Origin of the sequence: Haloarcula rubripromontorii (genome assembly GCF_001280425.1) — an archaeon.
GTDB lineage: Archaea > Halobacteriota > Halobacteria > Halobacteriales > Haloarculaceae > Haloarcula > Haloarcula rubripromontorii.
Map to the genome: position 1 here is coordinate 369,377 of NZ_LIUF01000003.1, position 23,366 is coordinate 392,742.

General features: G+C 63.1%; 26 protein-coding genes. 10 read left to right on the plus strand and 16 right to left on the minus strand.

The annotated features are described in order from the left end of the window. Nucleotides 1-11: 11 nt before the first annotated feature. The 8 genes from AMS69_RS11525 to AMS69_RS11560 form a co-directional block, all read right to left on the minus strand. On the minus strand, nt 12-1,088 hold the full coding sequence (locus tag AMS69_RS11525; RefSeq protein ID WP_053968217.1) for a Gfo/Idh/MocA family protein: 1,077 nt from the start codon (nt 1,086-1,088) through the stop codon (nt 12-14). Nucleotides 1,089-1,117: 29 nt separating this feature from the next. Further along, nucleotides 1,118-1,321: a hypothetical protein gene (locus AMS69_RS11530; RefSeq protein WP_005534343.1), complete on the minus strand. Its 204-nt coding sequence runs from the start codon at nt 1,319-1,321 to the stop codon at nt 1,118-1,120. Nucleotide 1,322: 1 nt separating this feature from the next. Beyond that, nucleotides 1,323-2,519 carry an ABC transporter ATP-binding protein gene (locus tag AMS69_RS11535; RefSeq protein WP_053968218.1) on the minus strand — a complete coding sequence of 399 codons (1,197 nt, stop codon included), beginning with the start codon at nt 2,517-2,519 and terminating at the stop codon, nt 1,323-1,325. 4 nt (nt 2,520-2,523) lie between these two features. Continuing rightward, on the minus strand, nt 2,524-3,525 hold the full coding sequence (locus AMS69_RS11540) for a carbohydrate ABC transporter permease (protein ID WP_053968219.1): 1,002 nt from the start codon (nt 3,523-3,525) through the stop codon (nt 2,524-2,526). A gap of 1 nt (nt 3,526) precedes the next feature. Further along, entirely contained in the window at nt 3,527-4,507 is a 981-nt protein-coding gene (locus tag AMS69_RS11545) for a carbohydrate ABC transporter permease (protein WP_053968220.1), read from the minus strand. Nucleotides 4,508-4,585: 78 nt separating this feature from the next. Continuing rightward, nucleotides 4,586-6,115: an extracellular solute-binding protein gene (locus AMS69_RS11550; RefSeq protein WP_053968221.1), complete on the minus strand. Its 1,530-nt coding sequence runs from the start codon at nt 6,113-6,115 to the stop codon at nt 4,586-4,588. 232 nt (nt 6,116-6,347) lie between these two features. Continuing rightward, complete coding sequence (locus AMS69_RS11555) at nt 6,348-7,424, minus strand: TrmB family transcriptional regulator (protein WP_053968222.1); 1,077 nt, start codon at nt 7,422-7,424, stop codon at nt 6,348-6,350. A 60-nt stretch (nt 7,425-7,484) separates the two neighbouring features. Further along, entirely contained in the window at nt 7,485-8,474 is a 990-nt protein-coding gene (locus AMS69_RS11560; protein ID WP_053968223.1) for an aldo/keto reductase, read from the minus strand. 95 nt (nt 8,475-8,569) lie between these two features. On the opposite strand from AMS69_RS11560, the gene AMS69_RS11565 reads away from it, so the two are divergent. From AMS69_RS11565 to AMS69_RS11585, 5 genes are all read left to right on the plus strand, one after another. Next, nucleotides 8,570-9,406 carry a hypothetical protein gene (locus AMS69_RS11565; RefSeq protein WP_077067788.1) on the plus strand — a complete coding sequence of 279 codons (837 nt, stop codon included), beginning with the start codon at nt 8,570-8,572 and terminating at the stop codon, nt 9,404-9,406. 326 nt (nt 9,407-9,732) lie between these two features. Further along, nucleotides 9,733-10,371, plus strand: a complete 639-nt coding sequence (gfcR, locus tag AMS69_RS11570) for a transcriptional regulator GfcR (RefSeq protein WP_053968225.1) — start codon at nt 9,733-9,735, stop codon at nt 10,369-10,371. Nucleotides 10,372-10,477: 106 nt separating this feature from the next. After that, nucleotides 10,478-10,675: a DUF5800 family protein gene (locus AMS69_RS11575; protein WP_004518030.1), complete on the plus strand. Its 198-nt coding sequence runs from the start codon at nt 10,478-10,480 to the stop codon at nt 10,673-10,675. Between the two features lie 155 nt (nt 10,676-10,830). Beyond that, a complete protein-coding gene (locus AMS69_RS11580) occupies nt 10,831-11,997 on the plus strand; it encodes a thiolase domain-containing protein (protein WP_053968226.1) in 1,167 nt (388 codons plus the stop codon). Further along, the gene (locus AMS69_RS11585) at nt 11,994-12,380 is read left to right on the plus strand and encodes a Zn-ribbon domain-containing OB-fold protein (protein WP_053968227.1); all 387 of its coding nucleotides are present in this window, start codon (nt 11,994-11,996) and stop codon (nt 12,378-12,380) included. Before AMS69_RS11580 ends, AMS69_RS11585 begins: the two co-directional genes overlap by 4 nt. Nucleotide 12,381: 1 nt before the next feature. Here the strand turns inward: AMS69_RS11585 and AMS69_RS11590 are convergent, their stop codons facing one another. From AMS69_RS11590 to AMS69_RS11600, 3 genes are all read right to left on the minus strand, one after another. Further along, nucleotides 12,382-13,323, minus strand: a complete 942-nt coding sequence (locus AMS69_RS11590; protein ID WP_053968228.1) for an alpha/beta fold hydrolase — start codon at nt 13,321-13,323, stop codon at nt 12,382-12,384. A gap of 101 nt (nt 13,324-13,424) precedes the next feature. Beyond that, on the minus strand, nt 13,425-14,477 hold the full coding sequence (gene meaB, locus AMS69_RS11595) for a methylmalonyl Co-A mutase-associated GTPase MeaB (protein WP_053968229.1): 1,053 nt from the start codon (nt 14,475-14,477) through the stop codon (nt 13,425-13,427). Then, a complete protein-coding gene (locus tag AMS69_RS11600; protein WP_004592670.1) occupies nt 14,474-14,896 on the minus strand; it encodes a cobalamin B12-binding domain-containing protein in 423 nt (140 codons plus the stop codon). The genes meaB and AMS69_RS11600 overlap by 4 nt, the downstream gene beginning before the upstream one ends. Before the next feature lie 272 nt (nt 14,897-15,168). Here AMS69_RS11600 and AMS69_RS11605 point away from each other — a divergent pair, with 272 nt between their 5' ends. The 4 genes from AMS69_RS11605 to AMS69_RS11620 are packed head-to-tail and all read left to right on the plus strand — an operon-like array spanning nt 15,169 to nt 18,101. Further along, a complete protein-coding gene (locus tag AMS69_RS11605; protein WP_053968230.1) occupies nt 15,169-15,843 on the plus strand; it encodes a glycosyltransferase family 2 protein in 675 nt (224 codons plus the stop codon). A 2-nt stretch (nt 15,844-15,845) separates the two neighbouring features. Beyond that, on the plus strand, nt 15,846-16,232 hold the full coding sequence (locus AMS69_RS11610; RefSeq protein ID WP_053968231.1) for a DUF2304 domain-containing protein: 387 nt from the start codon (nt 15,846-15,848) through the stop codon (nt 16,230-16,232). Continuing rightward, entirely contained in the window at nt 16,225-17,082 is an 858-nt protein-coding gene (locus AMS69_RS11615; RefSeq protein ID WP_053968232.1) for a polysaccharide deacetylase family protein, read from the plus strand. Before AMS69_RS11610 ends, AMS69_RS11615 begins: the two co-directional genes overlap by 8 nt. Then, nucleotides 17,079-18,101, plus strand: a complete 1,023-nt coding sequence (locus AMS69_RS11620; protein WP_053968233.1) for a lysylphosphatidylglycerol synthase transmembrane domain-containing protein — start codon at nt 17,079-17,081, stop codon at nt 18,099-18,101. The genes AMS69_RS11615 and AMS69_RS11620 overlap by 4 nt, the downstream gene beginning before the upstream one ends. Nucleotides 18,102-18,127: 26 nt before the next feature. Here AMS69_RS11620 and AMS69_RS11625 read toward each other — a convergent pair whose 3' ends face one another. The 3 genes from AMS69_RS11625 to AMS69_RS11635 all read right to left on the minus strand — a co-directional run bounded on the left by AMS69_RS11625 (nt 18,128) and on the right by AMS69_RS11635 (nt 22,063). Then, the gene (locus tag AMS69_RS11625) at nt 18,128-19,915 is read right to left on the minus strand and encodes an ArnT family glycosyltransferase (protein WP_053968234.1); all 1,788 of its coding nucleotides are present in this window, start codon (nt 19,913-19,915) and stop codon (nt 18,128-18,130) included. Nucleotides 19,916-19,957: 42 nt separating this feature from the next. Further along, nucleotides 19,958-20,644 carry a glycosyltransferase gene (locus AMS69_RS11630; RefSeq protein WP_053968235.1) on the minus strand — a complete coding sequence of 229 codons (687 nt, stop codon included), beginning with the start codon at nt 20,642-20,644 and terminating at the stop codon, nt 19,958-19,960. Nucleotides 20,645-20,713: 69 nt separating this feature from the next. Then, nucleotides 20,714-22,063, minus strand: coding sequence for an MFS transporter (locus AMS69_RS11635; protein ID WP_053968236.1), 1,350 nt, complete (start codon nt 22,061-22,063; stop codon nt 20,714-20,716). Between the two features lie 74 nt (nt 22,064-22,137). On the opposite strand from AMS69_RS11635, the gene AMS69_RS11640 reads away from it, so the two are divergent. Then, nucleotides 22,138-22,365, plus strand: coding sequence for a ribbon-helix-helix domain-containing protein (locus tag AMS69_RS11640; RefSeq protein ID WP_004518043.1), 228 nt, complete (start codon nt 22,138-22,140; stop codon nt 22,363-22,365). Here the strand turns inward: AMS69_RS11640 and AMS69_RS11645 are convergent. Together AMS69_RS11645 and AMS69_RS11650 are read right to left on the minus strand one after the other, a co-directional pair. After that, a complete protein-coding gene (locus AMS69_RS11645) occupies nt 22,362-22,697 on the minus strand; it encodes a hypothetical protein (RefSeq protein ID WP_053968237.1) in 336 nt (111 codons plus the stop codon). The genes AMS69_RS11640 and AMS69_RS11645 overlap by 4 nt on opposite strands. 40 nt (nt 22,698-22,737) lie before the next feature. Continuing rightward, nucleotides 22,738-23,283, minus strand: a complete 546-nt coding sequence (locus AMS69_RS11650; RefSeq protein WP_004961247.1) for a hypothetical protein — start codon at nt 23,281-23,283, stop codon at nt 22,738-22,740. Nucleotides 23,284-23,366 lie beyond the last annotated feature (83 nt).

Below are 23,366 nucleotides of genomic sequence, written 5' to 3' on the forward strand. Positions count from 1 at the left end.
TAAGTCTTTCTTCAGGTCTCTGTCTCGCTGACGCTGACAGCCGTGCCAGTTTCGCTGGAGCGGTAGATTCCGTCCATCACACGCTGGACTCGCAGCGCCTGCTCGACGGTGTTTACCGACGGTGGCGTCCCGTTCCGAACCGCAGAGATGAACCGTGCCTGCTCCGTTCGCTGTGGGTCCGACCGCTGTGTCTCGACATCGGTCGTTCGATGGTGCATCCGACCGGTGTCGGCCGTCTCAAACAATGTCAGCGACTGGTCCGCGAGGTCGAGTTTCGCGCCCGCATCGGTTCCGCGGACGTAGTACGCCTGACTGTCCGGCCGGTTCGCTGCCCACGCCACCTCTAAGGATATCGTCGTGCCGTCATCACAGCGGATGAAAGCACTCGCGGAATCGTCGACGCTGAACTCGGCTGCACCGTGGTCCTCGCCCCACATCTCGACGTACGCGTACTCCTCGTCGACGCCGAACTGGGCACGGGTGTCACCTGACACCTCCACGACGGCCGGATGACCGGCAACGTGCAGCGACAGGTCGATAGCGTGAGCCCCGATATCGATGAGCGAGCCGCCGCCGGCCACGTCGTTGCGAGTGAACCATGACCCCCGTCCTGGGACGCCGCGACGCCTGATGTAGTTCGCCTCGATATGAGACACATCGCCAATATCGCCCGCGTCGCGGTAGCCCACGAGCGTCTGCACCGGGTCGGCAAACCGGTTGTGGAAGCCGACCATACAGAACCCGTCGGCCGCTTCGGCGGCCGCGGCGATCCGCTCAGCGCTTTCGAGCGTGTGTGCAAGTGGTTTCTCGACGAGCACGTCCAAGCCCGCCTCAAGCGCCGCTACGACGTACTGCTCGTGGTATCTGTTCGGTGTCGTCACCAGCGCGGCATCGACGGACCCGAACATTGCCGACGCCTCCTCGTACGCCGTCGCGTTGTACGTCTCGGCGAACCGGTGGCGCGCATCGGCATCGATGTCGACGCCCGCCGTTATCGAGACCGGTTGGTCGAGCTGACGGAGGTTCGTACAGTGGATGTCCGCGATGTTCCCCAGTCCGATGATGCCTATCCGAACGGTCTCAGTCATGATTCTCGAAGGGTGTGGCCGGGAGCGCGTTAATACAACTGCTGTTCACGCTCTTCGCGTTCTTCTTCCTGTTCTTGCTTTGCCTTCTCTCGCCGTCGACCGCGCCGATACTGGATGATGCCGGGGACGATCTTGTTCTTCAGGTCGAGGACGAACGACACGATACCGTATGCCCAGAAGAAAAACAGCACGAGCATCCCGCTCCAGTACAGCATCGCGAGGTGGCTACTCATTTCAGTCGTCTGATTCTACTTCGCTACTGGATGCAGTACCTTCGGCCTCGTACGGAATGAGGTCGTGGACAATCGCCTCGCCGGTGGCCGAGTCGAACAGGTGGACGTTCCGTCGGTCGATAACGACCCCAATCTCGTCGTCTTCTTCGAGATCAGAGTCGGGGTCGATGCTCATCAGTAACTGGTCGTTCGTCGCCAGTTCCTGCGACATCGACGTCTCGCCGTCGCCCAACAGCAGGTAGGCGAATATCTCGTCGCCCATGGGTTCGAGAATATCGGTCCTCGCGGTAATCATTCCCGATGGGTCAGGGACCTCCGCCTTGAGGTCACCCGGATAGATGTCCTCTGGACGGATGCCGAGTGTCACGTCGTCACCGACCCCAACACCTTCGATGGACGACGGATTGAACGCAAGCGAGAAGTTCGGCGTCTCCAGGGCGTTCTCGGTGACTTTCCCCTCGATGAAGTTCATCGACGGCGAGCCGATGAACCCGGCGACAAAGAGGTTGTCCGGCTCGTTGTAACAGGTCAGCGGCGGGTCGATCTGCTGGAGCTGCCCCGAATCGAGGACGGCGATGCGGTCGGACAGCGTCATCGCCTCCTCCTGGTCGTGGGTCACGTAGATGATGGTCGTGTCCAGTTCCTTGTGCAGGCGCTGGAGTTCCGTCCGCATGTGGACCTTGAGCTTCGCGTCAAGGTTCGCCAGCGGCTCGTCCATCAGGAACACGTCGGGCTCTCGCACGATAGCGCGGGCGATAGCGACGCGCTGACGCTGTCCACCGGACATCTCTTCGGGCATCCGGTTGAGCATCCCCTCTAGCTGGACGATATCCGCAGCCCGCTCGACCCGACGGTCAATCTCGTCCTGTGGGTAATCCCGTAGCCGCAGCCCGAAGGAGATGTTGTCGTACACGTCCATGTGCGGGAACAGCGCGATGTTCTGGAACACCATCGCGATGCCGCGGTCCTTCGGCGGCAGGTTCGTCACCTCGCGGTCGCCGATGTATATCTCACCCTCGGTTGGGATGGTGAGCCCGGCGATGGTCTCCATCGTCGTCGACTTCCCACAGCCGGATGGGCCGACGAAACAGATGAACTCGCCGTGGGCGATATCGAGGTTCATGTCGTCGACCGCGGTGACCACATCACCCTGGTCGTCGTAGCGTTTCGTCACGTGTTCGAGTTGTACTCGTGCCATTGTGTTACTCCTTGAGTGCGCCTGAGGTCAGTCCGCTGACGATGCGTTCCTGTGCGACGATCACGAGGATGACGACGGGGAGGACCCCGACGATGCTCGCGGCCGCCATGAGGTTGAACTGCGTCGTGTACTGGGTCTGGTAGCTGAGAATCCCGCCGACGATAGGCGACCATTTGGCCGCCTCCGGCGAGGTCGCCATGATCGAGCTGAAGAAGTACTCGTTGTAGACGGCGATGAACGTCAGCACGGCCGCAGTCGCCACGCCCGGCGCGGACAGCGGCATGATGACGCGGAACAACGCGCCCAGTCGCGTCGTTCCTTCGACCCGTGCTGCGTCCTCCAGCCCGTCCGGAATCTGGCCGTAGAACGTTGTCAGGATGAAGATTGACAGCGGCATAAACAGCGCGCTGAACGGGAGTACCATCGACCCCGGCGTGTTCAGCAGCCGGGGTGGGGTAAACAGCGGAATGGACGTGAACGGTACCGTAATCGGCGCGTTGCCGGCGAACGCCTGGAACAGCGGGATGACGAACGCGGCCGGCGGGAAGTAGCTGATCGCCAGGATACCGAGCATCAGCAGTGCGCGGCCGGGGAACCGGAGACGGCCGAACACGTAGCCGGCGAGGCTGGCGACGAACAGCACGATGACCGTCGTCGTGACCGCCAGCGCGAAGCTGTTCAGCATGTACAGGTGGAACGGCACCTGCTCGAAGACTGTGACGAACGCGCCCGGATTGAACCCCTTGGGGACCGGCAGCGGGAACGTTCCGCTGACGCCGAAGAGGTTCACCGTCGGAAGGAAGCTGCCCGAGAGCAGGTTTCCTTCGGGCGTCACCGCCAGCACGACGAGCCAGTAGAAGGGGAACAGCGTCGTCACCAGGAAAAACACCATGGCCGCGTAGAACAACGCCCGGTACACTTTGTCCGGGTTCTGGATGGCGCTCTGTGTCCAGCGCTGCAGCGGTCCGTCGCTCGACTGCTCTTGGGTGTCCGTTGGCGTAGCCATGTTAGATCGCGTCCTCCCCTTGCCAGACGATGAGTCCCATCACGACCGTCCCGATGATGGCGGCCGTCACGAACGCGATGGCCGCAGATGTCCCCTCGCGGGTGGTAAACGTCGCGACGACCATACACGATAGCGATGGCACAACGGTACAGCTCGACACCGTATCGATGATGCCGTACACCCGCATCGCCTGCACCGAGCGGAACAGGACCGCGACCCCGATAGTCGGCAGGATGAGCGGGAACGTGATGAGCTTGAACTGCTGCCACTTCGTCGCCCCGGCGACCTTCGCCACGTCGTACAGGCCCCGGTCGATGCTCTGCAGCCCAGCCAGAATGAGCAGGGCCATGAACGCCGACGTCTTCCAGATGTCGGCGACGATGATGATGAACGTCGCACTCGGCGTGTCGTTGAGCGTGTTGGTCGGCGCGAGCAGGCCGAGATCCGCAAGCGGTGGCGTCAGGAACCCGACGTTTGAGTTGAACATCAGGAAGAAGATCATCCCCTGAATGACGATTGGAACGGCCCACGGGATGATGATGGCCGCGCGAATCCACCGCCGACCGTAGAAGTCCTGGTCGAGGATGAGTGCCTGCCCGAGACCGATGAGCGTCTCGAAGAGCACGCTCACGACGGCGAATATTATCGTGACGACCAGTGCGCTGTTCAACAACGCACTCATGCCAAATCCTTCGGGAAGGAACGTCGTTCCGCCCGGCAGGAACCGGTTTTTCTCGCCGGTGAACAGCTCGATGTAGTTCCCAGCGCCGACGAAGGTAGTGCTCGAAAAGTCCGCCGAGAGCGCGAACAGCGACAGCTCGAAGGTCCGCAACAGCGGGTACAGCGCGACGATACCCAACAGCACGAACACGGGAATCAACAGCAGATACGCGTACTGCGTGTCGCTGAGGTTCTCCATCCACCGCATCACGCTGACGAGTGCCCCCGAGCGTCTGGATTCACGGCCGGTTTCTGTACTCATTTGGTTACCTCCGTCCGTCGTTTGAATGTGTCATGGTAAATAATCACAGGGATGGTTTTGTAACGCTGGCCTGTGGCTTCAGGCTTGCTCGGTCTCTTCCAGCGCGGACTCAAGCGTCGCCATCGCGTCGGCCGAGGAGGCTTCCTGACCGACTGCGCGGTTCGCTTGCTGTGCGATCTTGCTGGACTGGTCGCTCCAGACAGCCGTCACCGGGCGCGGCATCGTGTTGTTACCGGCGACCTGCAGCGTGTCCATGTACCGGCCGACGACGGGCACGTTCTGGGCCTCGCTGGAGTTGAACAGTTCGGGCCGCGGCGGCAGCCATCCCTGAACGGACAGTAGCGTGAGCTGGAAGTCCGGCTGCATTGCGGCGCGAATGACCTGCGTCACGGCGTCTGTGTTGTCGCTGTTGGGGTTGACCGTCATATGCCAGCCACCGAGCGCGGCCGTGGAGCCACCCGTGCCGGGCTGTGCCGCCTCGCTCTCGGGCACAGCGTATGGAATCGGCATCGCACCGAGGTTTTCGCCGAGTGCCGGATCGTCTGTTTCCTCCGGGTTACGGCCGCCGAGTGCCAGCGAGTAGGGCCAGTTCCGGTGGAAGACGGCATTGCCGTTGACGAACGGCGCGCGAGCGTCTTCCTCCTTCCAGCCGAGGATTTCGGTCGGGGTGAAGCCGCCGCCGTAGCCCTCAAACTGGCCGCCGAAGTCCTCGTCGTGGACGAACTTCCGCATCATGTTCAGCGAGTTGATGACCTCGTCGTTGTTGACCGTAATCGGCCGCTCGCCGATGGGGCCAAAGAGGTTGTCGCGGCCGCCGAAGTACGCGCCGCCCCACGAGGACATGACTTCGTTGAACGTACAGCAGGAGGTCCCCTCGTAGATGTCCCACTGGGTCGTGAAGCCGAAGTCGACGTCGGCGTTGTCGTAGGTGTCCGCTGCGATGTTCGACCACTCCTCCCAGGTCATCGGCTCGGTCGCCCAGTTGTTGCTCTCGGGGCTGTAGCCGGCCTCCTCAACGAGGTCCTTGCGGTACTGCATCGTCGGGAAGTCCGGGAACACCGGGACGCCGTACAGGTTCCCGTTGCTCGGGTTCCGAGCCGTATCGGTAAACGCCGAGAAGTAGTTGTCCGAGACATCCGAGAGGAGTTCCTCCGGCAGCGTTTCGGAGAGGTTCTGTAGCTGTCCCCGCTGGATGAAGATGTTCGTCCAGCCGTTGTCCATCAGGAACATGTCCGGGTTCGTCTCGCCGGCCGAGAGCAGTCGGTTGTAGTTCGCCCGAGCCGCACCGGTGTCCTGGTCACGCGGAACGAATTCGATCTCGATGGAGTCCGGCAGGCCGTTGTCGTGCAGCGCCTGCTTGATTGCGGGGCCGTTGTTCTGGACGGCCACCGGGTCGAAGCCCCACTGCACAGTCGTCGTCTCCCCGCCGCTTCCGTCACCGGTCGATCCGCCGTCGCCGCCGTCACCGCCGCCACCATCGCCACCGCCGACGAAGTCAGCACAGCCCGCTAGTCCACCGACAACACCTGCTGCTCCGGCGGCACGGACGAACCGTCGCCGGGAGACGCCTGTTGAGTTCCGCTCGCCGCTTGTGCCATTGTCCGACATATCTATTCTGAGCTATCCCGGACGCACCTTAAAGGTTGTCCATAATTAACCACAGGTGTTGTTAACTGTCGGCCGCAGCCCAGCAGACGTGATATATTATTGACCAGTAGTCAGTGTATAAATCTTTCAGTATATATACGCACGGATAAGTCAAACAGCCGTTTGCTACACGGAGAGTCTCAAACGCGCAAACTGAGGGACAGTTTACTGCTCCGGAAAACCGGCGTCTGTGTCACTCGTACGTGACGTCCGTAATCGTAATTTCGGTCGCTTCGATTTCCTCGATGACGGCCCCCCAGCCGCCGACTTCGTACGTCCCGTTATCCGTGGCCAGCGTCGCGCTGATTCGGCCGGCCATCTGGGCAAGCGGGACCGGGTCCGTCCGTCCGATGCTACTCCCGGTGTAGTCGACGGCGGTGATGCGCCCGGTCAGATCGACCGACTCCTTCGTTTCCGTGTCGTACCCCCCGACGGTAGCCTCGATAATCGCGTCCTCATTCAACAGCGGTTCGATGTCGCGGACAGCGTGGCGAAGGTCGACGTACGTTGTCGGGGTTTCCGGCGTCCGCTCGGTGTACAGTGTGTCCCAGATCTCCCACAGACAGGTCAGGAAAAACCAGTGGAAGACGTAGGTGTGGGTCCGGTCCTTGACGAGCACACCGTACTCATTGACCGAGGCGTGATGGGGCGCAAAACACGTCCAGGTCCGGTCGACAAGCACGAAAAACGGGGCCGGAATCTCGCGATTCCGGGCCTCCGTACAGGTCCCTTCGATGTCGGAAAGCGGCGGGACTTCCTCGCCAGGACTCGTGCAGATGCTGAGTTTGATGTTCACACCGCGGTCGTGGGCGGCAATGAGTTCCTCACGAAGCGCGTAGAACTGCTCCGGGCCCACACCGACCTGAATCTGGTTTTCGGCCGCTTCGATGAGTTCCCGGGCCCGGCTGACGACCGTTTCGAACCGCTTGACGATACTGACCTCGTGCTCGGATATCTCGGGCTGGTTCCAGCGTTCCTCGATGGTCTCGGCCGCGTCGAGGTACTTGCTTGACCGTGACCGCAGGTCCTCTAACACCTCGTCGGGGTTGCGCGCGCGGGCGGTCAGGCTGTCTTGCTGGAACGTCTCGATGTACCCCTTCGACTCCAGGTCCCGGAGTACGTCGTATATCCGCGGGTCCGGAACGTCACAGGAATCGGCGATGTCCGTCGCCGATGCGGTCCCCAGCCCCAGCAACGCCACGTAAGCCTCCGCCTGATACGGAGAGAGACCGGCATCTTCGAGGACATCGGTTAGTTCGCTGTCGTCCATGTGTATACAGGGAAACTGAGTACGCAGTTAACGTGCATGGTTATCCATCGAGGTCACTCGTCAGTCCTTGCCCTCGACGGGCCACTGTGGTTGTTTCGGGGCCTCGATTCGGGCACACTCCTCGTCGGTCAGGTCGACATCGAGCGCTCCGACGTTCTCCTCAAGATGGTCCATCGTCCGCGGGCCGATTATCGGCGCGTCGACGACATCCTGCTGGCAGAGCCACGCCAGACTGACCTGCGCCGGCGTCGCGTCTTTCGCGTCTGCAATCGCCTGCACCTCGTCGAGGACCGCCCAGTTTTCGTCGCTGAACCGGTTCGCCGTGTACTCGTCCGTACTCGCCCGCCCTTCGGATAGATCGTCGTCGCGGTCGTACTTCCCGGCGAGGAAGCCGCCGGCCAGCGGCGACCACGGAATGACACCGACTCCCTCCATCTCGCACACGGGCAGGAGGTTTGCCTCCTCGTGGCGGTCGACCGCGTTGTACTCCGGCTGCATCGAGACGAACCGCTCGTACCCCTCGACGTCCGCGGTGTACAGCGCCTTCTGGAACTTCCAGTTGGCCATCGTACTCGCACCGATGTACCGGACCAGCCCTTCGTCGACGAGATACGTCAGCGCGTCCAATGTCTCCTCAATGGGCGTGTCGTCGTCCCATCGATGGATCTGGTAGAGGTCGAGATAGTCGACACCGAGGCGGTCCAGCGTGGCGTGACACTGGTCGATGATGTGTTTCTTCGAAAGCCCGCTGCCGTTCGGCCCGTCGTGCATGTCGAAGTACACCTTCGAGGCTAGGACCAGTTCGTCGCGTCGGGCGGAGTCGACAGCATCGCCGAGTATCCGCTCGCTTTCGCCGTTCGAATACGCGTTGGCTGTATCGAAGAAGTTGATACCCAGATCCAGCGCCCGTTCGAGTATTCGGCGGCTCTCGTCCTCGTCATTTACCATCCAGGGCTCGGCGCTCCCGAAGTTCATCGTTCCGAGACAGAGTTCGGACACGTCGAGGCCTGTCGACCCGAGCGTGGTGTATGTCACCGTCGAATCGTTCATGGCACTTCGTACCACAGCTGTTGTTAAAGAATTTTGGGACTGCATATCGTTGTCCAAACGTGAGCCGGAAATCCCCACCGAATAGTCCTACTCCGATGGACGCACTCGAAACCCTCAGAGACGAGTCCTACACCGGAGCGAACAGGTGCTGGCCGTGTACGGTCCTGAATCTCGGCCTCGTTGGAGCGCTTGTCATGTTCCTGCGCGGCCGCCGTCCGCGGTCGAGCCTACTGGTCGCCGTTGTCGGCGTCGCGATTGTCTATCTCCGAGGGTATCTGGTCCCGTACACGCCCGAATTTGCCCCGCGGCTGGTGGCGGCGTCACCGGTACCGGACGAGTGGTTCCACGGAGAGCCAGCACACGGAGAGACATCCCAAGACGACGTGACCCGACGGGAAAACGAGTCGCTGGCCGACGACGTAGAGATAGACGGCGAAACCGTCTTCCGGGAGCTTTCGGCAGCCGGCGTCATCGAAGCCGAGGGAGAACAACTGTTTCTCACGACGACTGTAGACACGGCGTGGCACGAGCGGATGGCCGAGCTGACCGACGACTCGCTTGACGCCCTCGCCGCGGCGCTGCAGGCGTCACTTCCAGAAGTTGACGCTGCTGAACCGTACGTCGACGACGCGGAGTGGATCGCACTCGGCGCGGACCACACGCAGCTCCTCCCTCGTCCGGTGGTCGTCGCCGAGCTCGCAGCGTACGAGGTCCTCGGCGAACGTCTCGACGACGAGCGGCTCAGAGTCGCCGGCGCGGAAGCGTTCCGGATGTTCCTCGACAGATGCCCAGTATGTGACTCAGAGCTGGTCGAGTCGTCGGCGGTGTCGTGCTGTGGCGGCCATCTCGGACCGCGTCAGGACCCCGACGAGACGCTGGTCTGTCCGACCTGCGAGCAACGACTCTACACGTTTGAACTGAGCGATTCCTGAATCCAGTCACTCAAAGCTGGGGACCGGCTAGTCGGCATTCAGGACGCGCTCTGGGTTCGGAGCTAAGCCAATGGACGACGAACGGGGGGAGGCCCCGCCTGACCGCTGGTGCGTGCGGTCCCGTGGACAACCATGCTGCGTGGCAGACAGGTAACGTCGGCCGGGTTGGGGGTGGTGGGAACGATGTGATCAAACAGCGGCCTCACATAGTTCCGGACTGCAGGGGGAATGTACCCAGCCATTAGAATGCTACAACTGCTGTTGTAAATAGATTCCGGTGGCTGAAGAACACTGCCTATTAAATCCTCGCACACGGAGATGATGGTATGAAGAACATTGACGACCTCGTCGACAGCGCGTCCGACTTGGCACAGCGTGGCCTCTCTAAGGGCGAGATTGCTGACGAGCTCAACGTCTCACGGGAGACGGCAAGTTGGCTTGTCGAACGCAGCGGCACCGGCACGGAACCGGACACGAGCGACGACGGCGGTCCCCACGACATCCACGTCGACTGGTCCGCTGTCGGACGTGACAGCAACCGGCTCTATCACGCGGGCGCGGCGATGGCGGACCTGCTCTCGAAGAAAGGCGACGACGTGGACCTTACTATCGGCATCGAGAAGGCCGGCGCGCCGCTTGCGACGACCGTTGCGCGGGAACTGGAAACAGACCTCGGGACGTACGCCCCGACCAAACACCAGTGGGACGACGACGAGAGCGAGACCACCGACGGCTCCTTCTCCCGGAACTTCGCCCAGATTCGGAACCGCGACTGCTACGTCGTCGACGACACCATCACGAGCGGCAAGACGATGGGCGAGACCATCGACGCGATCCACGAACAGGGCGGCAACCCCGTGGCCTGCGTCGTGCTGGCTGACAAGCGCGGTGTCGGCGACATCCGCGGCGTCCCGGTGTACTCTCTGTTGCAGGTCATCCGAGTCGGGAGCGACGGCGACTCGTAACGGTTCTGCCCGGCTGTTTCGAGCACGTTGTTCGCTGCCCGGTCACCGAACCGACGTGGCCGCACGAGAGACTATCCTTTTATTCGTGCCGTGCGTAATTCGTGGCATGACTGTACTGTCGTTTGACGAACAGGGCGTGGATGTCGTCTACGAGGGGACGGAGTTCCGCCTCGAAAAGGCCCTCATCGAGGATGCTATCCAGAAGTCGTATCCGAACGTCACCGACCACGAGGTGTTGCAGATGGTCGAGCCGGAACCGGCGCTGTCGGGAGAGCCACAGCGTATCGCCGAAATCGTGAACTGACACGACCTAGTTCCCTTGAGGGCTACAGTTCCGTTGTGAGAAGTAATTCTGGCCGAGAACGCATATCCCGTTTGCAGGCGTTTAAGCAGGCGAATATGCGCTAATTAAGCACCCGAGCAGTAGGCATTTAAGCCGTCAGCGCGCACTGGGTGATAATGTCAGACCCACGTATTGCCGGGGCTAGCGTAACACAGTTCGGGAAACACCCCGAACGGACCGGCCGAGACCTGTTTGCCGAGGCCGGACTCGAAGCGCTCTCGCAGGCTGGAATCGACCCAGAGGACGCTGAAGCCCTCTATTACGGCAACTTCATGGGCGAACTCGCGGAACACCAGGGCCATCAGGGCCCGCTGATGGCCGAGGCTATCGGGCTGGACGTTCCGGCGACTCGTGTCGAAGCAGCCTGTGCATCCGCCGGGACAGCCGTTCGTGAAGCCGTCAAGACGATTCGGAACGGCGAGGCGGAGGTTGTCGTCGTCGGCGGCGCGGAACGGATGACCAACATCGGGACGGCAGCGGCGACAGACGCGCTCGCCATCGCCGCCGACGACCTCTACGAGGTCCGTGCCGGGATGACCTTCCCCGGGGCGTACGCGCTGATGGCCCGGTCGTACTTCGACCAGTACGGCGGTTCTCACGAGGACCTCGCTCACATCGCTGTCAAGAACCACGAACACGCGCTGGTCAATGAGCACGCCCAGATTCAACAGGAAATCACAGTCGAGGACGCAATTGAGGCCCCGACGATTGCGGACCCGCTCGGCCTGTACGACTCTTGTCCGATTACAGATGGCGCTGCGGCCGCCGTCCTGACGACGGAGGCCTACGCCGAGGAACACGACTTGGACGCCCCGGTGGCCATCACCGGGACCGGGCAGGGCGGCGACAATCTCGCGCTACAGGACCGTCCACATCTGGCACAGACGCCCGCCGCCGACAAGGCCGCGGAAGAGGCGTACGGCGACGCCGGCGTCGGTCCCGACGATGTCGATTTCGCCGAGGTTCACGACTGTTTCACCATCGCTGAAGTGTTCGCAATCGAATCGCTTGGCTTCTACGAGCGCGGCGAGGGCATCGCCGCGGCCCGTGACGGCGAGACGACCCGCGACGGTGACCGCCCGATAAATCTCTCGGGCGGGCTGAAAGCCAAAGGTCATCCGGTCGGCGCGACTGGTGTTGCCCAGCTGGCGACGGTCACCTGGCTCCTCGACGGGTCGCACCCGCGGGCCGACGCCGTGCCGGACAGCACCGTCGGTGTCGCACACAACGCGGGCGGCACGGTCGCGTCTACGACCGTCCACGTCATGGAGGTGCAAGAATGACAGAATCCGCACAGGACGGCGAGTACGACGCGTGGCTCGACAGCATCGAATCGGACGACGGCTACTACCTCGAATGTTCGAACGGCCACGGCTGGCTCCCGCCCCGGCGGGTGTGCCCGCGCTGTCACGATCAGGACCTCGCGCGTGTCGACCTGCCGGAGTCCGGCGAAATCGCGAGCTACACGACGATTACCGTCCCGACGCCGCAGTTCGAGGACGACGCGCCGTATGTCACCGCTATCGCCGACTTCGGCCCGGTTTCGGTTACAGGACTTGTCCGTGGTGTGGACCCCGACGATGTCGCTATCGGCGATGTGGTCGGCCTCGATGTCGGCGAGCGTGTGACGACCGGCGAGAGAGTCGTCGTGTTCCGGCCGCGCTAACTCAGTTCTCGACCGTTACCGACGTTACTCTATCACGGACTACGTCGACGAACTCACCGGGGTGTTCGACGTGGGGCAGGAGCAGCGAGTCACCGAACACGACGAGCATTGCATCCGCCTGTTCGGCCAGGTCACGGCCCTTCGACAGTGGCGTAATGTCGGCATCCTCGCCCCAGACCAGCGTTATGGGCACGTCGAGGCTGGCCAGTGTTTCCCCGAGGTCGTCTTCCGGGTCGAGGAAGCCGGAGACGAACGACGCCGGCGCGAACCGCGCGCCGGGCTGATGACCGCTCTGCCACTCGTAGTCGACAACGTCCTCGGTGAGGTTGTCCATGTCGTAGTAGCCGTGGTCGGCGTGGAAGTGGCGGATGGAGGGCTTCGAGACGGTGAGGTTGTAGATTGCCTCTCCGATGACAGGGGCGCGCAGCAGCGAGCGGAGCCAGACAGTACGATTACCCATCGAACTGTCCGTCGGGCAGACGAGGACGAGTTCCTTCACGTCGACCTCCTGTGCCGCGCTGGCTGCGTATGCCCCCGTCAGCGATGACGCAACGACGGTCGCGTCGGTGGAGTTATCGGCGGTAAAGTCCCGTACGAAGGCCGTATACAGCGAGGCCGAGTACAGCAGCGGCGGCCGGTCCGTGTGCCCGAATCCCGGCAGATCAGGGGCGATGACGTGGTAGTCCTCCGCCAGCGTGTCGAACACTGTGTGGAACTCGTGACTGCTGCCAGCGGCGTTGATGCCGTGAAACAGCACGAGGTCCGGGTCCGACGGGTCGCCAGCCTCGGTGTACGCAATGTTGAACCCGCGCCAGCGGTACGTCCCCTGTTCCCCGTCGAGCATCGGTTCGAACGCACCGGCCCGCGACTGCAGCACGCGGTTGGCAGCGGCTGTCGCACCGACCGCTCCGACGACCGTACCGAGCGCCTTGCGGAGTTTCATATTGGTGACTTGGAGCCCCGAGTATGTTATACATGCTGGACGAGCGTCAGATGCCTGTCGCTATCGGCGCGGATATAGCCGGGCGGGTGGCGGACCAGCACTCAGTCGCGACGCTCGTCCAGACACTCCCGGAGCGGCGCGAGAACCTCGTCAACGACGGTGTACGGGTCGGTGTGGCGCTCGATGACAGCGTCGACGTACTGTTCGATACCGCCGCGGCGGTCGAGTTCGCCGACCAGCAACTCGTTGGCGTCCTCCCGAAGCAGGGTTCGGATTTCGGCGGCGAATCGCTCCCGTGCCTGCCCCTCACGTCGGCCGGTTCGGTCCAGATACTCGCCGTGGTCGGCCAGCGCGTTCAGGAAGTCTTCGACGCCTTCGCCCCGGTTGGCAACCGTCTCCACGATAGGGGGGTCCCACGTCTCCGACTCGTCGTCCACATCATCGGCGTCGTCGGCAGGTGCGTCACCGTGGTCTGCAGCGAGTTCAGTCGCGCCGTGATGGCCGGAGTCCGGTCGTCCGCTCTGTCCCTGAAGCATCTCTCGGAGCTGCTGGACAGTCCGGTCGGCTCCGTCGAGGTCGGCCTTGTTGACGACGAACACGTCGCCGATTTCGAGGATACCGGCCTTGAGCATCTGCACGTCGTCGCCGCTCCCCGGCGGCACGAGGACGGCGACGGTGTCGGCGGTGCGGACGATGTCGACCTCGTTCTGTCCCGCGCCGACCGTCTCGACGATGATCTTGTCCTTGCCGAAGGCGTCCAGGGCGGTCACGGCGTCGGTCGTCGCCGTTGACAGGCCGCCCAGCGACCCCCGGGCCGACATCGACCGGAAGAACATGTCCATATCGCCCGCGTTCGAGGCCATGCGGATGCGGTCGCCAAGCACCGCGCCACCGGAAAACGGTGAGGACGGGTCGATGGCGATGACGCCAACGGTCTGGCCCCGCTCACGGTAGGTCGCTGCGACCTTGTCGACCAACGTGGACTTGCCCGCGCCGGGACTGCCCGTGACGCCGATAACGTCGGCTGTTCCAGTGTGCTGGTGGAGGTCGGAGATTATCTCCCGGTACCCCGTCGAGCGGTTCTCGATCTTCGTGATGACCCTGGCGAGGGCGCTGTGCTTGCCCGCGAGCAGGTCAGCGACGAGGTCGCTCATCGCTCGGGCGCGTTCTCGTGGATGTAATCGATCATCTCCTCCATCGACGCGCCCGGACCGAAGATTTCGTCGACACCCTGCCCGCGGAGTTCCTCCTGATCGTCGTCCGGGACGATGCCGCCGACGAGAATGAGACGGTCGTCGAACGCGTCGTACTCTTTCAGTCCGTCGAGAATCTTTGGAACGAGCGTGTTGTGTGCCCCCGAGAGAATAGAGATGCCGACGACATCCACGTCCTCCTGCACGGCGGCCTGCACAACTTCGTCGGGTGCTCGGTGGAGTCCCGAGTATATCACTTCGAAGCCGGCGTCTCGGAGCGCCCGCGCGATGACGTGCGCGCCCCGGTCGTGACCGTCGAGTCCGACTTTCGCCACCAGACACCTGATGGTCCGTTCCGTCTGCTCCTGCTCGACACTCATGCCAGTACGTACCGCGCGGTGTGTTTTCATTCTTGCCCTATTCATCATGACTGATGTCGAGTACGGCTCCCATCTGGGAGCGAAGATTGAGAGTGGTAACTTCACACCGCGTGTGTGAACCGAAGCCATTCCGGCCGCTCGGTCTGGAGTCGGCTGTGACCCACAGAGGCCTGTTTACCGTGCTTTGAGCGGTCAACGTCGGCCGACAGGTCAGCCTGGTACAATTCCAGAGAACGACAATTCTAAGTTCGCTGCTAGCGGCGTTTCCACCAGTGCGAACAGTCGCCGTCATCCCCGCGTACAACGAGTCGAGCACCATCGGATCGGTGATCGACGGAACGAGCCGCTACGTCGACGAGGTTGTCGTCGTCGACGACGGGTCGTCTGACGACACCGCGGCCGTCGCCCGGAAGCACGGCGCACATGTCGTCACGCACGTGTTCAACACCGGTGTCGGTGGGGCCGTCAGGACGGGCTATCAGTACGCAATTCGGCACGACTACGACTTCGTCGTGCAGGTCGACGCCGACGGGCAACACGACCCGGCGAAGATTCCGACCCTGCTGGACCACGCGGAGGACGCGGATATGGTCATCGGCAGCCGCTACCTGAACGAGAGTATCGAGGATTACCCGCTCATCAGACGGCTGGGCATCACGTTCTTCACGACTGTCGTTCGCAAACTCGGCGGTATCGACATCACCGACGTGACCAGTGGCTTCCGCGTCTACCGCGTGTCGGCGCTGCAGGACATCCTCCACCGCTCGGACAACCACTGGGCGGTCGAACAGACCCTCGATGCGGCCCAGCGCGGCCAGCGGATCGAAGAAGTATCGATTGAGATGCCGATTCGGGACGAAGGCGAGTCGCAATTCAGCCTCGACACGCTCGTACTGTACCCGCTACGCATGACTGACACGGTGTTTCGCGTCCTCCTCTTTCGCTAACCATGGTCTTTGGATTCGACTACTCACTGGTCAATCTCCTGTCGCTGGTCGTCGGCCTGGCCTTCCTCGCGAACGGGTACATCATCGTCAGAAGCGAACGCGAATCGCTGGAGTTGTTTGTGATGTCGCTGCTGCTCGGCACGGGACTCATCGTCGTCGCCGTCGTTCCCAACGTGTTCGAGGTCGTGGCGCGGCTGCTGGGGCTGGAATGGAAAGCCCGGGCTATCCTCGTCATCTCGAACCTGACGCTGTTCGTCGCGGTGACGTACCTGCTCAACCGAATCGGGCATATGTACGACCGGCTGTCGCGGCTGAACGAGGAGCTGAGCCTCCTGCGGAGCGAACTGGAGGAACACCAGCTACGGACCGAGGACGAGCAGGATGACTGACCGGGCGGTGCTGTCGATAGATTTTGAGCTGTTCACCCAGACACCGGCCTACCGGAGCGCGTCGGGGACGACCGACCGCGACGGCGTCGGCCTCGACGGCGGTCGATTTTTCAGGGACACGCTCGCAACGTACGACGCGACTTCGACCGCATTCGTGGTATCGGAAGTTGCCGAATCCTACCCCGACGCTGTACAAGCCCTGGCTGACGACGGGCTCGAAATCGCCTCCCATACGCACACGCATCAGTTGCTTTCGGACCTCGACAGCGACGGGCGGCGGGCGGAACTGACACAGTCGAAGGACGTGCTGGAGCGAGTTACAGACGAGCGGGTCTCCGGGTTCCGCGCGCCTGCCTTCGATATCACTGACGACCACTTCGACCTGCTTGCCGATACCGGATACACGTACGACTCTAGCGTCGTCTCCAGCCGGTCGATTCCGGGGTGGTACGGCGGCGAGTACGACATCCACGAGCCGGCTCCAGCGACAGCGGTGCACCCGGGCGCGCCGGACAGCATTACGGAGTTCCCGGCCAGCGTCATGCCGGGAGTCCAGCTGCCCCTGACCGGGACCTGGCTCCGGTTTTTCGGCCCGCGATACACGATTCTGGGCATGAAATTGCTAGCCCGTCGGGGCATCACGCCGATGCTGTACGTCCATCCGTGGGAACTGGTGGACCTGCCGGCCGTTGACGGCGTGCCGACGCGGGTGTACGTCAGAACTGGTGACTGGATGCGCCGGGCTATCGAACGGATTCTGCAGCAGGACTTCGAGTTCACGACCGTACGGGCCGTTTTAGCGGACGGTGAGACGGCCGCGTCACGGCTACACAGGGGCGAGACGCCGTGACGAGCCGGGCTCGTGATCTGGGCATCACGGTCGCCCAGTACGGTATCGCCGTCGTTGCGCTTTCGTGGTTGCTCACGCAGTTCGACATCACGAGCGCAATCGACCTGCTCGCCGGCGTCAAGACCGAGACAGCACTCGCGGTCATCGCCGTCAGCATTCTCGGCATCTGTGGCCGAGCCTACACATGGCACGCGGTAATCACCCCGCTGTCCACCGTCCGGTTCCGGACCGCCGCCGGGACGACGCTCATCGTGAACTTCGTCAATCAGCTGCTCCCCTCGCGACTCTCCGGACGGCTGGCCGCACCGTTCGTCCTTCGGAGCCAGACCGGAATGGACTACAGCGACGCCGCAGCTGCCTCAGCGCTTCACACCGCCGTCTTCGCGCTATATTACGGCATCGCGGCGACCGCGGGACTCGTACTAGCGATTCCACTGCTCCGCATCGAACTCCTCGTGGTGCTGGCGCTCGCGACGACCCTCTACTTCGTGGCCGGTCTCGCCATACTGTTCGGAGGCCTCAGGCTCACCTATCTGGACCGCCTTATCGGCTGGCTGTCCGGGGTCGCAGTCCGGGTTCCGCGCGTCGGCAAGGGGCTAGCAGAACGTCTCGACGGCCTGCTCGAATTCACCGATAGCTCGACCACGACGTTTCGGTCACTGGCGAGCGAGCCGGCGGTGTGGCTGCGCTACGCAATCGGCTGGGCCGTCGATCTCGTCCTCGCGCCCGGCGTCCGCGTCGGCTTGCTGCTGGGCAGTTTCGGCGTCGGGTTCGAGCCGCTGGTCGCGGTACCGCTGTACCTGCTGGTCGCATACACCGTGACACTCCTGCCGCTGACGCCCGGCGGCATCGGCATCACCGAAGCGACGGCGACTGCGGTGTTCGTCGCGCTGGGCATCCCGGCTGAGGTCATCATCCCTATCATCTTCGTCGACCGGTTCCTCAGTATCTACCTGCCGTCGCTTGCAGGCTGGTATCCCTCTGTTCGGCTCGACGTTACGTCACTGACGACAGAGTAGCCGGGAAGAGCTACGCAAAGGCGAACTCAGAACGGCGGATGCCGGCTCGTGTCGCACTCGCCGTCACGCTCCAGAATGAGCGTGTACTGGTTCGCCGCGAGTTCCTGCTCGTCGGCGAACTGGTCCGTGTGCGGGACAACGCCGAGTCGGAGCAGGTCAGTAAAGGAACCGGGCGTCGGCCGCTGGGGCACGAAGTTCGGCGGCCGCTCCCCGAACTCCGCGACGATCCGGTAGTTATACTCCTCGTTCAGGAGCTTCCGGAGGTAGACGGCCTGTGCGTCACCGTTCCGGTAGTAGGTATCTTCTTTGAGGTACAGAAGATCACGGTATCCGACCTGAATGTATCGCGGGCACGCCATCGCGTCCTCCGCGTCCGAGTCTTGGCCGGCGACGTGTCTGGCGGTCAGCGAGTGTGGGATAGCAGTGTCCTGGATGTGGACGCGATACGACTCCACCACGTCCCCCTCGTCGCTGTTGTCTTCGAGCCACGCTGTCGCCTCGTCCCGGGGCATCGACGCGAACTGGGCCGCCCCGATACCGGCGTAGACGGCCGTTGTTACCAACAGAACGGCCATCACCGGTCGCGCCAGAGACGACGAGCGCTCGCGGAGGTCCACCAGTCGTCCCCCGACAAGTAAGGCGAGCAGCGGGAACGTCGGCAAGAGGTGGTGCACCCGGAAGTCGTGCCACTGGGAGAACATGGCGACGTAGGCTACCAGTCCCGTCAGAACGAGGACAGTGCCGTGGACGGCAGAACCGCGGTCTCGCAACGTGGCGACTGTCGCCACGACGCTAGCTGCGGCCGCGGCGACCAGCGGCAGTCCAAGCGCGCTGAAATAGCCCCGCAGGAACCACCACCACATCGGGGCGTCGGGACCGGTCGGGTGACTCATCCGGGAGGTTGAGCCGCCGAACACCCGCTCGATGAACGGTTCGGGGCCCGCCACGAGCGCGGTAGGGAACCCAAGCACAATCATGACAAATCCAAACAACGCGCCGCTCAGGAGGAGTTTCGGCCGGTACAGCGTCTCCGTTAGCGGCGCGTCAGCGGCACGGGCACGCAGCAGGAAGGCGACGCCGATAAGCAGGATAACTGGCGCGGCCGTCAGTTTGAACGCGATGGCGACCCCGCCAGCGGCGCTCGCCGCCAGAAACAGCGTTCCGTCGTCGGTCTGGACGTACCTGACAAGCAGATACAGCGCGAGGAGGACAAACACCAGCGCCGGCATATCCTCGCCGGCTTCCTTCGAGATGGTGAGGAAGCCGAACGTCAGCGAGAGCACGACGGCCGACAGCCGGCCCGCGTTGCGCCCCTCGATTGCGACGCCGAGGCGGTAGGTGAGGTAGACGGCACAGATTGCAGCAACGACGTTGGTTAGCCGGATGAAGACGAGGCTCCCGGTCCATATCCACTCGGGCGTGGCGGCCCAGGCCTCGTAGTGGCCGAACTCCCAGCTTGGGAAGGCGATGGCCGTGAACGCGCCCAGGTCGCCGGTCAGTGCTGCGACAAGGACGACGGGGAGGATGGCGAGTACGTAGAGGTACAGCGTCGCGCCGAACGGGGCCCGGCCCCACTCGACGCCGGCCTTGAGGCCCTCGAAGGTCGGTTCTTCGAGGACCGACCCGTAGACGACCATCGCGTCGAGCAGGCGGCTGTACTCGTCCCGGGTTGCGAAGTTCGGGATGCGGTGCCAGAACCAGAATCCGACCAGCACAGTCGACAGGAGGAGAATGTAGCGGAGATAGGGGTCGTCCCGGAGGTCCGACCGTCCCTGTTCGACAGCACGTCGGGGCAGTGACCGCCAGCCACTCATCGTGTCAGTGCTCCGGTGTGTGCGTTGAAAAGGTTGCCCTTCTCAGAAGTAGTCGGCATCGAACTCCCGGCGGAGGATGTAGTGGTTCGCGTACCCGCGGACGTACTTCGCAAACAGCGAGAGATACCCCTCGTCGGCCTCCCTGCGGGCCGACGTGGCGACACAGGAGTCGGCGTCGTAGACGATTCGGCCGTGGTCTTTCATCCGCAGGGAGAGTTCCGTGTCCTCCATAAACGGAATGTCTTCGTCGAAGCCGCCGGCGGCCTCGAAGGCGTCGGCCCGGAAGCTACAGTTGAAGCCCGGTTGCTGGACGAAGCCAAGGGGCCACGAGACCCGATACCAGTAGTCCGACAGCAGTTTGAACAGCACGCGGTGTTTGAGACTGTCCTCCAGCGGACGCGCAGGCCCGCCGACGCCCACCACCGCGTCGTCGGCGTAGTGTCTGAGATGCAGGCGGACCCAGTCATCGGGGACGACTGTATCGGCATCGGTAAACAACAGAATCGGCGCTGTCGCGGCTTTGGCTCCGCGGTTCCTGGCAATTCCCGCCCCGCCCTCGTCACACCGGACGACGGTGTCGACGAAGGGGGTGTCGCGGGCTACCTGTTCCGTCCCGTCGTCGCCGCCGACCACGACGACCAGTTCGACGGGCTGTGACTCGAAGGGAGCCAGACAGCGGGCCAGCGACTCCGCCTCGTTGTAGGCCGGGACGATAACTGCGGCGTCCATCTGACCGTCAGGTAGATTGTACAGACAGAAATAGCAAGCGATGCGACGGCTTGCCCCTCACGCAGGTCGTCACGAGCGACGCGCGAGGGTGGTTCCCGCGAGGACAGCGACGAGTGCGATTCCGGCGAGTGTCCCGAACAGCGCCGTCACGTTCGCGAAAGCCAGAATCGACCCGGCCAGCCCACCACCGAGCGCGCCGACGCCGAACACACCCAGATACGTGTAGCCGTACGACAGTCCGCGCGTGCCAGCAGGCGTGTGCTCCGCGACGGCGGCCTGATACATCGGCTGGACGACGAACAGCGCGACGCCCAGAAGCGCACCGAGCACCGCCAGCGGCCCGAAGCCCATCGCCGACACCGGAACGAACAGCACCGCAAGGGTGGCAAGCACAAGGAACGACCCGGCGATGCCGTACTCGACGGGAATCCGGTCGCTGAGTTTGCCCCCGGCGTACTGGCCGAAAACACCGATAAGCAACAGGCCGGCGTAGAAATAGTCCTGTGGCTTGAAAGCCTGCCCCGTCCCGGTTTCGATGCCAAGCGCCGAGAGCACGGTGGGTGGCAGCAGCGTCTCCACCGGGACCGGCTCGAAGCCCGGCAAGTCTCGCAGGAGTTCCGGAAGGAACGTGAGGACACCCCGGTAGTACAGCCCCGAGCACATCACGACAACGAACACTAAGAGGAAGCTCCCGGCCAACAAGTGCTTGCTCTCCGAAAGGAACCCCTCCAGCGAGTCGATACCGCTGTTGGCCTTTGACCCGCCGTCAGTCGCTGTCGTCACCGCCGCCGTTTCGTCGAAGCTCGCCTGCGAGGCGTAGACGGCGGCGAGCAGCGCCGGAACCCCGAGAACGAGCGCGACGGTCCGCCACTCGGCGACCAACAGGAGAATTGCGGCGACGAGCGGGCCGAGGCCGATGCCGAGGTTGCCGGCGACGCCGTGATAGGCGAGCCCGGTCCCGCGCTGTTCGACGCCTTTGCTGATAAGCGAGAGCCCCGCCGGATGGTACACGCTGGCAGAGAGGCCCCAGAGGACGAGCGCGAGCGCGATCACGACCATACTCGGAGCCAGTCCCAGCAGGATGTACGACGCGCCCATGCCGAGCAGACACCCGGTGATGAGCCGGCGAGAACCGATTCTGTCGACGATGATACCGCCCGGAAGCGCGCCGGCTCCGAACAGGCCATAGCCTACCGTGACGATGATACCGACGGTCGCTGTCGTCACATCGAACTGCGCGATACCGAGGTTGATGAGGTCGAACTCGGTGAGCCAGATGACGACAAATATCGGGACCGCCATCTCGTAGGTGTGGACCAGTCCGTGTGCGAGCATGACCAGCGCGGTGATCGCTCGGTCGTTCGCGTTCACACTGTGGTTCGTGTCGGCCGCCGGCAAGTGTGTGACGGTTCCGCGCATCCAGCAGTGCGCCTATTTTACCCATCTCAAAAGCAGGGGTGGGTTTTTATGTCCGAACAGTATAGGCGGCAAGTGTGAGCAAGATCAAGGTGTCACTCCCGGACCAAGTGGACTCGGACATCCAGCGACTCGTCGAACAGGGCGAGTTCCTCAACCGCGACCAGGCAGTCGAAGACCTCCTGAAGCGAGGGATTTCGGCCTACAACACCACGACGGAGGAGACCGAGACGCTCGACGAAGAGATTTTCGACCAGACGGCCTCCGAACAGCAGGACCCCGCGATGCAGGACGACTTCCTCTAGTCGCGGTTCTGTGAGAGCCGGCCGTCGTCCTCGGCTGCCCGCTGTCCGGAGCCGTCGTTCTCCTGCCGACGTTGCTTCATCTTTGCGCCGGGTTTCGGACCCCTGTCGACCGACTCGTACGGGGTTTCTGCGATGCTCTCTGGGATGAGATACCACGCGAGAGCGCCACCGACAGCGGTGCCACCAACAAACATGCCGACGACGATCAGCAGCTCGGCACCACCGTACATCGTCACAAGCCCCATCGACCCGCCGATGAGGAGCGCAAACCCGACTTGCGTGTATCTGAGAAAGCGTTTCCGGTCGGCGTCCGTCATCGAAGGACCGACCATCAGCGGCCCCCGTAACAGCCGGCGTCTGTCCGTTCGGCCATCAGTAGAAGCCCCGCTCTACGTCTTCCTCGATGACGTCTTCGAACTCCGCGTCGAGTAGCTCCTCCGCTTCCTCGAACGTCTCAGTGAGTTCGCTCATCTGGTCGGGTCGGTCGTGGTGATCGAACTCCATCGGGCCGTAGGCCGGGGAGTCCATCGCGTCCATCATATCTTCAAGCAGTGCCTGCGGGGATGTGGGTGCATCAGCGTGAGTTTCGAGCACCGTTTCGAGGTTCTTCGCCTTCTCCTTGGCGTCGTCCTCGTCCTCCGGTCCCTGCTGGACGCCGAAAATGCCGGACCCGTCGTTGGGAAACAGCGGGTCGATGTCGTCGTCGATACGACGGGCCACCTGCGACCCGACGCCCTGTACCTCGAAGGGGTTCTTCGCGTAGGTCTTGAGTTGGTAGACGCCAGCGTCGGGGTGCCCGAAGTAGATGTCCTCGCCGATTCCGTTCGCGCGGTCGCCCCCGACGGCACGCCAGTCCCCCGGATTGGCATTGCTCTCCATCACGTCTTCGAGAATGTCCTGCCAGTCGCGAACGCGCATTGTCAGTTTCCTGTTCGGACTGGGTCAGAATGAACCCATCGGTCCTGAATGGCACAGCGACCGGTCGTCGCTGCGCGGGATCG

What these genes read in the sequence shown, in the direction of transcription:
- AMS69_RS11530 (WP_005534343.1), bottom strand. Translation starts at nt 1,321, where the DNA reads ATGAGTAGCCACCTCGCGATGCTGTACTGGAGCGGGATGCTCGTGCTG.
- AMS69_RS11615 (WP_053968232.1), top strand. Translation starts at nt 16,225, where the DNA reads ATGACTGACCGGGCGGTGCTGTCGATAGATTTTGAGCTGTTCACCCAG.
- AMS69_RS11565 (WP_077067788.1), top strand. Translation starts at nt 8,570, where the DNA reads ATGGACGCACTCGAAACCCTCAGAGACGAGTCCTACACCGGAGCGAAC.
- AMS69_RS11610 (WP_053968231.1), top strand. Translation starts at nt 15,846, where the DNA reads ATGGTCTTTGGATTCGACTACTCACTGGTCAATCTCCTGTCGCTGGTC.
- AMS69_RS11560 (WP_053968223.1), bottom strand. Translation starts at nt 8,474, where the DNA reads ATGAACGATTCGACGGTGACATACACCACGCTCGGGTCGACAGGCCTC.
- AMS69_RS11580 (WP_053968226.1), top strand. Translation starts at nt 10,831, where the DNA reads ATGTCAGACCCACGTATTGCCGGGGCTAGCGTAACACAGTTCGGGAAA.
- AMS69_RS11625 (WP_053968234.1), bottom strand. Translation starts at nt 19,915, where the DNA reads ATGAGTGGCTGGCGGTCACTGCCCCGACGTGCTGTCGAACAGGGACGG.
- gfcR (WP_053968225.1), top strand. Translation starts at nt 9,733, where the DNA reads ATGAAGAACATTGACGACCTCGTCGACAGCGCGTCCGACTTGGCACAG.
- AMS69_RS11585 (WP_053968227.1), top strand. Translation starts at nt 11,994, where the DNA reads ATGACAGAATCCGCACAGGACGGCGAGTACGACGCGTGGCTCGACAGC.
- meaB (WP_053968229.1), bottom strand. Translation starts at nt 14,477, where the DNA reads ATGAGCGACCTCGTCGCTGACCTGCTCGCGGGCAAGCACAGCGCCCTC.
- AMS69_RS11540 (WP_053968219.1), bottom strand. Translation starts at nt 3,525, where the DNA reads ATGGCTACGCCAACGGACACCCAAGAGCAGTCGAGCGACGGACCGCTG.
- AMS69_RS11525 (WP_053968217.1), bottom strand. Translation starts at nt 1,088, where the DNA reads ATGACTGAGACCGTTCGGATAGGCATCATCGGACTGGGGAACATCGCG.
- AMS69_RS11545 (WP_053968220.1), bottom strand. Translation starts at nt 4,507, where the DNA reads ATGAGTACAGAAACCGGCCGTGAATCCAGACGCTCGGGGGCACTCGTC.
- AMS69_RS11635 (WP_053968236.1), bottom strand. Translation starts at nt 22,063, where the DNA reads ATGCGCGGAACCGTCACACACTTGCCGGCGGCCGACACGAACCACAGT.
- AMS69_RS11555 (WP_053968222.1), bottom strand. Translation starts at nt 7,424, where the DNA reads ATGGACGACAGCGAACTAACCGATGTCCTCGAAGATGCCGGTCTCTCT.
- AMS69_RS11535 (WP_053968218.1), bottom strand. Translation starts at nt 2,519, where the DNA reads ATGGCACGAGTACAACTCGAACACGTGACGAAACGCTACGACGACCAG.
- AMS69_RS11630 (WP_053968235.1), bottom strand. Translation starts at nt 20,644, where the DNA reads ATGGACGCCGCAGTTATCGTCCCGGCCTACAACGAGGCGGAGTCGCTG.
- AMS69_RS11600 (WP_004592670.1), bottom strand. Translation starts at nt 14,896, where the DNA reads ATGAGTGTCGAGCAGGAGCAGACGGAACGGACCATCAGGTGTCTGGTG.
- AMS69_RS11650 (WP_004961247.1), bottom strand. Translation starts at nt 23,283, where the DNA reads ATGCGCGTTCGCGACTGGCAGGACATTCTCGAAGACGTGATGGAGAGC.
- AMS69_RS11590 (WP_053968228.1), bottom strand. Translation starts at nt 13,323, where the DNA reads ATGAAACTCCGCAAGGCGCTCGGTACGGTCGTCGGAGCGGTCGGTGCG.
- AMS69_RS11575 (WP_004518030.1), top strand. Translation starts at nt 10,478, where the DNA reads ATGACTGTACTGTCGTTTGACGAACAGGGCGTGGATGTCGTCTACGAG.
- AMS69_RS11550 (WP_053968221.1), bottom strand. Translation starts at nt 6,115, where the DNA reads ATGTCGGACAATGGCACAAGCGGCGAGCGGAACTCAACAGGCGTCTCC.
- AMS69_RS11645 (WP_053968237.1), bottom strand. Translation starts at nt 22,697, where the DNA reads ATGGTCGGTCCTTCGATGACGGACGCCGACCGGAAACGCTTTCTCAGA.